The sequence below is a fragment of the Methanobrevibacter curvatus genome (assembly GCF_001639295.1).
In the GTDB taxonomy this organism is placed as follows: Archaea; Methanobacteriota; Methanobacteria; order Methanobacteriales; family Methanobacteriaceae; genus Methanoflexus; species Methanoflexus curvatus.
Genome location: NZ_LWMV01000227.1, coordinates 1 through 8,814, shown reverse-complemented (window position 1 = coordinate 8,814; position 8,814 = coordinate 1). Strand labels below are relative to the sequence as shown.

Annotated in this window: 8 protein-coding genes; 2 read left to right on the top strand and 6 right to left on the bottom strand. The window is 24.7% G+C overall.

Annotated elements, in window-relative coordinates:
- Positions 1 to 234: 234 nt before the first annotated feature.
- The 3 genes from dapF to MBCUR_RS09655 form a co-directional block, all read right to left on the bottom strand.
- A complete protein-coding gene (dapF, locus tag MBCUR_RS09665) occupies positions 235 to 1,116 on the bottom strand; it encodes a diaminopimelate epimerase (protein WP_067092760.1) in 882 nt (293 codons plus the stop codon).
- 29 nt (positions 1,117 to 1,145) lie between these two features.
- Positions 1,146 to 2,435 (bottom strand): diaminopimelate decarboxylase, encoded by a 1,290-nt coding sequence (lysA, locus tag MBCUR_RS09660; RefSeq protein WP_067092758.1) that lies wholly within the window; start codon positions 2,433 to 2,435, stop codon positions 1,146 to 1,148.
- 336 nt (positions 2,436 to 2,771) lie between these two features.
- Entirely contained in the window at positions 2,772 to 3,182 is a 411-nt protein-coding gene (locus MBCUR_RS09655; protein WP_245637312.1) for an NUDIX hydrolase, read from the bottom strand.
- A gap of 356 nt (positions 3,183 to 3,538) precedes the next feature.
- Between MBCUR_RS09655 and MBCUR_RS09650 the strand changes: the two genes are divergently transcribed.
- Complete coding sequence (locus MBCUR_RS09650; protein WP_067092757.1) at positions 3,539 to 3,805, top strand: hypothetical protein; 267 nt, start codon at positions 3,539 to 3,541, stop codon at positions 3,803 to 3,805.
- A gap of 225 nt (positions 3,806 to 4,030) precedes the next feature.
- Here MBCUR_RS09650 and MBCUR_RS09645 read toward each other — a convergent pair whose 3' ends face one another.
- On the bottom strand, positions 4,031 to 5,203 hold the full coding sequence (locus tag MBCUR_RS09645) for an aspartate aminotransferase family protein (RefSeq protein ID WP_067092755.1): 1,173 nt from the start codon (positions 5,201 to 5,203) through the stop codon (positions 4,031 to 4,033).
- A gap of 429 nt (positions 5,204 to 5,632) precedes the next feature.
- Between MBCUR_RS09645 and MBCUR_RS09640 the strand changes: the two genes are divergently transcribed.
- Positions 5,633 to 6,055, top strand: coding sequence for a peptidylprolyl isomerase (locus MBCUR_RS09640; RefSeq protein ID WP_067092753.1), 423 nt, complete (start codon positions 5,633 to 5,635; stop codon positions 6,053 to 6,055).
- Between the two features lie 173 nt (positions 6,056 to 6,228).
- Here the strand turns inward: MBCUR_RS09640 and MBCUR_RS09635 are convergent, their stop codons facing one another.
- Together MBCUR_RS09635 and MBCUR_RS09630 are read right to left on the bottom strand one after the other, a co-directional pair.
- Complete coding sequence (locus MBCUR_RS09635) at positions 6,229 to 7,740, bottom strand: hypothetical protein (RefSeq protein WP_067092751.1); 1,512 nt, start codon at positions 7,738 to 7,740, stop codon at positions 6,229 to 6,231.
- A gap of 9 nt (positions 7,741 to 7,749) precedes the next feature.
- Positions 7,750 to 8,709 carry a DNA glycosylase gene (locus tag MBCUR_RS09630; protein WP_067092749.1) on the bottom strand — a complete coding sequence of 320 codons (960 nt, stop codon included), beginning with the start codon at positions 8,707 to 8,709 and terminating at the stop codon, positions 7,750 to 7,752.
- Positions 8,710 to 8,814 lie beyond the last annotated feature (105 nt).

Below are 8,814 nucleotides of genomic sequence, written 5' to 3'. Positions count from 1 at the left end.
AATTATAATTATTTTTAAATATTTATTTTTTATAAAACATGTATTCATAATTTACATACATTTTAACATAATTTACATACATTTTAACATTACTTTAATTAAATATCTATTTTTACAAAAAATAATAATTGCATAGCCTCTTAAAAAATGAAAAAAAGAAAAATAAAAAGGAAAGTAATTTAATAAATATAAAAACTGAAAACAGAAAAAATAGTGTTTAAAAAATAAAATGATTTAAATCATTTTTCCATCAAATAGTAAGTCTGCACTGCCTTTCATAAATGCTCCAAGCTTATTTTTCTTTTCATGAACTTCTATTTCTAGGTCTCCACCAGGAAGATGAACTAAAACTTTGTTATCTAATTTTCCCAGTTTATATCCTGCTAAAACAGAAGAAGTAGCACCTGTACCACAAGCATGAGTATATCCTGCACCTCTCTCCCATGTTAACATCTTAATCTCATTTTTAGAAATAATATCAATAAAATGAACATTGATTCTTTCAGGAAAAATCTCATGATTTTCAATGGCTGGTCCAAATCTATCTAAATTAACTGAATCTATGGAATTAAGAAAATCAACAGACTCAGTAAAAATAATAGCATGAGGATTTCCTACATTTACCGCAGTAATAGGTAATTTTTCACCATCTACATCAATTTCTTTATTTAAAAACTCATCTTCATCAGCAACCATTGGAATTTCAGAGGTTTTAAATGTTGAAATTCCCATATCCACCTTGAATAACTTAGAAATATTGTTTTCAGCAGTTATTTCAACATATTTCATACCACCTAATGTTTCAACAGCTATTTTATCTTTTTTTAATATTCCTTTATCATAAATAAATTTAGAAAAACACCTTATTCCATTTCCACACATCTCAGCTTCACTGCCATCAGCATTAAAAATTCTAAAACGTATTTCTCCTTCTCCTGAAGCTTTAGTAACAAATATTACACCATCAGCACCTATTGAAAATCCACGAGTACACACTTCTTTAGAAAATACTTTTTTTTTACTTTCATGAATTTTTATATCTTTACTTTCATCTACAAGCACATAGTCATTGCCCAAACCATGCAATTTAGAAAATTCTAATCCATTTAAATCCATTGTTAAGCCTCAAAAAAATAAAAAAATATTTAATCTTTTAATAGTCTTTTAGGGACTATTTGTTTTGTATATAAATCTTCATAAGTTTCTTTTTCTCTTATTAATTCTGCTCCACCATCATTGACTAAAACTTCAGCTACTCTTGGTCTTGAATTGTATTGAGAAGACATTGAAAATGCATAAGCACCAGAGTTTAAAATAGCTATTAAATCTCCTTCATCTATTTTAGGTAAAGGCCTATCTCTTGCAAATAAATCTCCTGATTCACAGACATTACCTGCAACATCAACATTTTCAACAGCCTTTTCATTGGCTTTATTTGCTACAACAATGTGATGATAAGATTCATACATAGAAGGTCTTAAAAGAGTGTTAAATCCACTATCAACACCGATAAATTTTCTATAACTCTGTTTAACAGTATTAACACGAGTTAAAAGATAAGAAGCATCTCCTACAATATATCTACCGGGTTCAATATATAAATCTGGTTTTCCCATTCCATATTCATCTAATTTTCCTTTATAAATAGAAGTAATCTCTTTTGCAAAGTTTTCAATGTCTAATATTGGTTCTTCTGGTTTATATGGAATCCCAAGACCTCCACCAAAGTCTAAAAATTCAAAATCAACATCAGTATTTTCAAAAACATTTCCAGCTATTTTCATCATAGCTTCTGTAGCTAATTTAAAAGGTTCTGGATTTAAAATACCTGAACCTATGTGAGAATGCATACCCACTGGTTTAAACCCTAAATCAATAGCCAATTTATATACTTCAACAGCTTCTTCTTCCATTATCCCAAATTTACTCATTGGACCACCAGTAATACAATGTTTATGGTGTCCTGCTCCCACATTTGGATTTACTCTAAAAGAAATTTTATATCCATCAGGATTGATTATCTTAGCAAGTCTTTTAAGTTGTGATATAGAATCAACATTTATTCTAACATTAGAATTATGAACATAGTCCATTTCATCGTCTCTAACATTATTCCCAGTAAAAAGGATTCTATCAGAAGTAAATCCTGATTTTAATGCAGTGTACACTTCACCTGTAGAAACTGCATCAATTGAACTTCCTTCACTTTCTAAAATTCTCATGACTGCTAAATTAGTGTTAGCTTTGCATGCATAGAATATTTTAAAATTTTTGTAATTTTTTGAAAAAGCATTGTAAACTCTATTGTAGTTGTCTCTAATTCTTTCTTCATCAATTACATATAATGGAGTTCCAAATTCACTAGCAATATCATTGCAATCTATTCCACCAATTTCTGCATGTTTTTTTTCATTTATTTTTAAGTTTAAGTTCATTTTATCTTTCCATATTTAATTTTATCTTTCCTTATATTTTAGATAAATAATACAGCTAATTTTCATGAAATAAGTTAAATAAGTTGATTTAAAAAATTATTATTCATTTATATATAATCTTATTAATAATTATATTTACAAAATATGTATCAAATATAAATATAAATTTTTTAGTATTTAAAATTTTGGTATGCCTAAAATTTGGGACTGTCAATTTGTTAGTTGGTAAGAAAAATTTCTCTTCTAAAAATCAAGTATTTGCAAATTCAAGCTTAAAATTCAAGCTTAAAAATTCTACCAACTAACAAATTGACAGTCCCTAAAATTTAGATAATTTTATTTTTTGAGAAAATTTTTAAAAAATGGTTTAGATGTAGAAGATAAAGTCAATTCATTAAGATTATCTAATTTAACCCATTTAAAGTCATCATGTTCATGACTAATTTTTATATCATTATTTAAAGCTATTAGTTCAAAAACTAAAACAACAGTTCTTTTATGGAGCAAATCATGTTGAAAACCATATGAAAAATCTCCAATTTTAATATTCAAATTTGTTTCTTCTTTAAATTCCCTAATTAAAGCATTATCAAAACTTTCACCAAAATCTACTTTTCCTCCAGGAAGTTCCCACTTATTAGGATCAGTTTTAGATTTGGAGCTTCTTTTAACCAATAATATTTTATCTTCATTCTTTAAAAAACCTCTTACAGTTAAACCATAAGGAATATCAATCTTTTCAGTCATTTAATCACTACCATATTTTATATAAATTTTTATTAAATAAAGATTTTTATTTTCATATATAAAATTGTTTAGGAAATTAAAAAATGTTAAAAATAAATAGGAAAATAATATTAAATAATAAAATAATTAAAATGAGATTAAAATAATACTAAAATAATATTAAAATGACATTTAAAATAGTTTAAAAATCAATTTATTATAATAAACCAATAAATAAGACTTAAAATAAATAAAAAAATACTTTAAAGAAAATTACAAAATTCTAATTAAATTTGAAAAAACAGTATTTAAATTATAATAATAAAGTAATAAAAATGTACTAAAAGACATAGTTTATAAAACTTATAAAATCATTAATGGAAAATAATTTTATTAATAAATTAGCATTTGTAAATGCTTCAAAATATAGGAAAAAAGTATTAATGAGTCTTGATAATACCTATAAAACACCATCGGTCATATCTAAGGAAATAAGTTTAAGACTAAATCATGTTAGTTCTTCTCTTAGACAATTAAATGAAATAAAATTAGTTGAATGTATTAATAAAGATTTTAAAAAAGGTAGAATATATAAATCAACGGAAGAAGGTCAAAAAATTATAGATAAATTTAAGAAATATTGAAAAAGTATTAGAAAAAATTAAATTAATAAATAAGCTTAAAATAAATTTAAAATAAAACTGAAAAAAAAGTTAAAAATATAGTCTATTACTAAACTTTTTGCATATTGAATCAGTTTTGTTTATATATTAATCATTAATTTAATGAAATTTATTAAGTAATTGACTAAGTAAATTAAATCGTTTTGTGATTGTCAAAGATTGTATTACAAAATAAATAAGAAAAAGCTAAAATTTTGAAAAGATTTTATTTAAACCTATTATAAATCTATCAATTTCTATTTTAGTAATTATCAATGGAGGAACAAAACGTAAAACTTTATCAGCAGTACAGTTTATTAAAAATCCATTTTTTCTTGCTTCATCAACAATAGATGCTCCTTCAATTGATAATTCAAGACCTATCATTAGTCCATACCCTCTAACATCAACTATAACATCATACTGCTCTTTTAACTCTAAAAGTTTATTTTTAAAGTATTCACCTAGGTTTTTAGAATTTTCAAGAAGATTTTCATCCAAAATCGTGTTAATTGAAGCAATAGCTGTAGCACATGCCAATGGGCTTCCTCCAAAAGTAGAACCATGGTCCCCTGGAATAAAAGCTTTGGCAATTTCGTGATTTGCAAGAATAGCTCCCATAGGGAATCCTCCAGCTATTCCTTTAGCTACAGTGGTGATGTCAGGATTAAGATTAAAAATTTCAGATGCAAACATTTTCCCACATCTTCCAAATCCTGTTTGAACCTCATCTAAAATAAAAAGAACATCCTTCTCTTTACATATATTTTCAACTTCTTTTAAATAGTTTTCAGGAGGAATGTTCACTCCTCCTTCACCTTGAATAGCTTCTAATAAAACAGCAGCTGTATTGTCATTGATTGCATCTTTAATAGCTTTTAAGTCTCCAAAAGGAACATGGATAAATCCTTCAGGAAGAGGTTTATAATCTTTACTGTACTTAGGCTGACCAGTCGCAGTTATGGTAGCTATTGTTCTTCCATGAAAAGAGTTATTAGCAGAAATTATCTCTCCTTTACCTGTAAATTTCCTTGCTAATTTAATTGCCCCTTCATTTGCTTCAGCACCACTGTTTTGATAAAAAACTTCATCATTAGGAGAAATTTTAGCCAATAATTCAGCTAATTCAAGTTGTTGAGGAGTATAGTAAACATTTGAACAATGAATCATCTTTTCAGCTTGATCTTTTATTGCATTTACTATATTCGGATGAGAATGGCCTAAATTGTTTACAGCTATTCCTGCAAATAAGTCAAGGTACTCATTTCCATCTAAATCAAATGCTCTTGTTCCTTTACCATGAGATAAAACAATTGACTGCCTTCCATATGTGTTCATTATGTAATTTGGATAACTATTTATAATCTCTTTAGTATTCATTATAAAACCTGTTGTATTCTTTTAACTTGAAAACAAACTTTTTAAAAAAAAGTTTGATCAAAAATTTATTTTAACATATTTAATAATTTTTAGTTATTAGATTTTTTAAATTATGAGCATTAAATTAAATTATATTGATTAATTTATTGTGAATTTAATAATTAAATTTACTTATATCATATATTTTTAAAAAAATATATATAAAAAAATATATAAATAATTATGAAATTTAATTTTAAGTCATATTATATAAAAATATATTTTTCTTAATTTAAATAATTTATTTATACTAAAATAAATATAGAATAAAAATATATTGTTAATACATATATTCAAATTTTATATAATATAATTCAAATGTATATAATATAATTCAAACTTAATGTATTCAAATTTAATATTTTACAAGAAATTAAAGTGTGCGATATTATGACAAAAGCTATAATAGAAACTGAAAAAGGAAATATAGAACTAGAATTATTTAATAAAGATGCTCCAAAAACTGTAGCTAACTTTGAAAAATTAATTAAAGAAGGGTTTTACAATGGATTAAGTTTTCACAGAGTTATAGATGATTTTGTTATCCAAGGTGGTTGCCCTAAAGGAAATGGTACCGGAGGACCAGGATACACAATTAAATGTGAAATCAATGATAACAAGCATGGTACTGGTGCTTTATCAATGGCTCATGCGGGTAAAGATACTGGAGGAAGTCAATTTTTTATAACCCACTCTCCACAACCTCATCTTGATGGTGTTCACACAGTATTTGGAAAAGTAATTAAAGGAATGGATGTTGTGAACTCTATAAACGAAGGAGACAAAATGCTAAATGTGACAATAGTTGGATAAATTTAAAATAAAAAACTAATTAATTATTTTTTAAATTTTATTCTTTATTATTTTTATACTATATAATTCATTAATTTTTTTTATATTTTTTTCATTTTAAACTCTATTTTTAAATTTTTCATTTAAGATTCTAATTTTAAAAAATAATTGTCATTTGCTTCTAATTTTAAATTCTAAACATTAATATTCTGCAATACAAATTTAACATGTTTAATATCTTTTTTTAATTTTGACATATATCTTCTCCATTTATTAATGAATTTCCTTGTATCATTGTAAGTTTCTTTAATTTTATCCTTAGATGATGTAGATAATTCTTCATTAAATAAATAAAAAAAGCTTAAATTATCATCAAATCTAATTATAACATTTCCTAAATAAATTAAAACTTTTATAATTGGGATAATTTCTTCTTTAGACTCTTCTTCTAATAAAACATAGTATAAAATTAAAATTAGCTTCCAGTTAAAATCTTTATTTTTTAAAATAATTTGTCGAAATTCTTTATAGTCATCATTCCAAGTATCTAAAATATCATTTAATTCATTTAAAATAGTTTCTAAATTAAAATCACTTTCATCAATGAAATTTGCTAAATTATCATGATTTCCATCCTCCAAAAATCCTTTTAAAGAATCTATATTGTCTTCTAAAGAAAAATCTAAGGTCTCAAAATAATTAATTAAATACAATATAAAATCATTACCCTCTGGAAATCTAATTTTTTTCCTTATTTGAGAAATAGTATTATATAATTGGTTATTATCTTCTTTAATTATTTTTTTAATAATATTATGATTAACAATTGATTTTTCATTAATATAATCAAATTTATTAAAATCATCATCTTCTAAAAGATATCCATAATCATTATCATAAGAATCAATAGAATTATAGATTAAAAATTCTCTTATTTCACTAAACTCTTCATTTTCTAAGCTTTGAAGAAAAAAAGCATTATGTGAATTTTTTTTAGAAAAATAATCTAAAACTTCATCAAGCTCTACAAATTCTCTTTTAGGAACACTAGAATCATTTTTTAATATCTCAACTATAGCATCTGCCATAGAATGATTTCCATTCCCATTTTCCTTATTTTTAGGTATAATATTCTCTTTTTCTAAAAAATATTCATTTAACATAAGAATTTCATTTTCACAAAGCTCTTTAAAACTTTCTAAGTCATTAAATTCATTGTGGAAAGCCTCAGATGCAAGTTTCTTTTTAAAGGAATAAGTTTTCTTAATGTCTTCAACATTTATACTTGAAAAAAGGCTTGCTTCTTTAAAAGTAAAAAATAAAGAACCATATAAAATTCCTCCAAAATCTAAAAATTTAAATGCATTGGAAAAATCCTCTTTTAAATCAATTTTAGGAAAATTATTTAAATCTTTTGTTTTATTCCATAAAACTCCAATAAAAGCATCAGTTACGGGATTTTCTCCATAAGGAAAGGCATCCATAGCATCAAATAGCTCTAAATTAAAATTTTGGTTGTTAATAATAGATTTAACATAAGTATTTCCAGAAATAACAAATTTTAAATTAAAATTTGAATATTCATTATATTCATTAATTTCCACTAAAAAATTTAAAAGTATTTTTAATTCCTCTTTAACATCATCTAAAGCAGCGATGAATATTTTTACTTCAATTTTATCAAGATTTTCTTCTTTAAAAACCATTTAAATCAGCTATTTTTTACTTAATTTGTCCATTAAACCAGATTTACGTGCAAAGTGAAATAAATAGAGTTGGGCATAACCTGCATATTTGTCAAATTCTTCCATTCCAAATTCACGAACCTTTGAAACTGAAATGTCTTTTCCATCAAAGTAAAGGTAAGAAACTATTCTTTTTATCCATACATCAGAAGGAAAAGCCTCTTTAAATCCATAACCATAAAGAAGAATACAATCAGCTACCTTTGGACCAACTCCAGGAACTTTAATAATTGTATCAAATGCTTCTTCGTAATTCATATCCTGTATATCATAGATATTAATCTCTGATAAGAACATTTCACTTGCTTTTAATATGTATGGGGCTCTGTATCCTACTCCACAAGATTTAAGGTTGTTTTTACACTCAAGAATTTCTTTTTTGTTGTCTTTTTTGCTGTATCCCTCATTTTCAGCAATGTCATCTTCATAAACAGTTGATAAGATTTTAGGGCTAGGAAAGCTATTAAAAGTTCCTGAATCAAAATTATAACCATTCCCCCATTTAGAAGCTATTGTGTCAACAGACTTTGTCCATCTTACAATAGAGTTGTTAGCAGAAGAAATAGATGAAACAATACATTCAAAAATGTCTTTGGCTAAAAATAAACGAAGACCATTGCAAAAATCAACAGAAGGTTTAAGTTTTTCATCATTAGATAAAAATTTATAAAATTTTTTTAAGTTAAAATTTAAGTCAAATATTTCAGCTATTTTATTATTTATTTGTTTTTCATCAATTATATTACATCCTAATGACTCATATTCTACATTTATAGAATCTATATTGTTTTGAGAAACTTTAAGAAGAATAGGATTTTTATCTATTAAATTTACAGCACAATAGCTATTTTCAAGGAGTTTCCAAGGTGGTTGAGATGTTTGTCCAGATTTTTGAGTTAATTGAAGGCTAATTGTTGATTTAATTTTCATTGTAAAACACTCAATCTATTTAGATCAATTTTAATTTGTTAATTTTATTTGATTTATATAAATTTATAAAGTTTAATAAATTGCCAATCATTTAAAAAAAAAAAA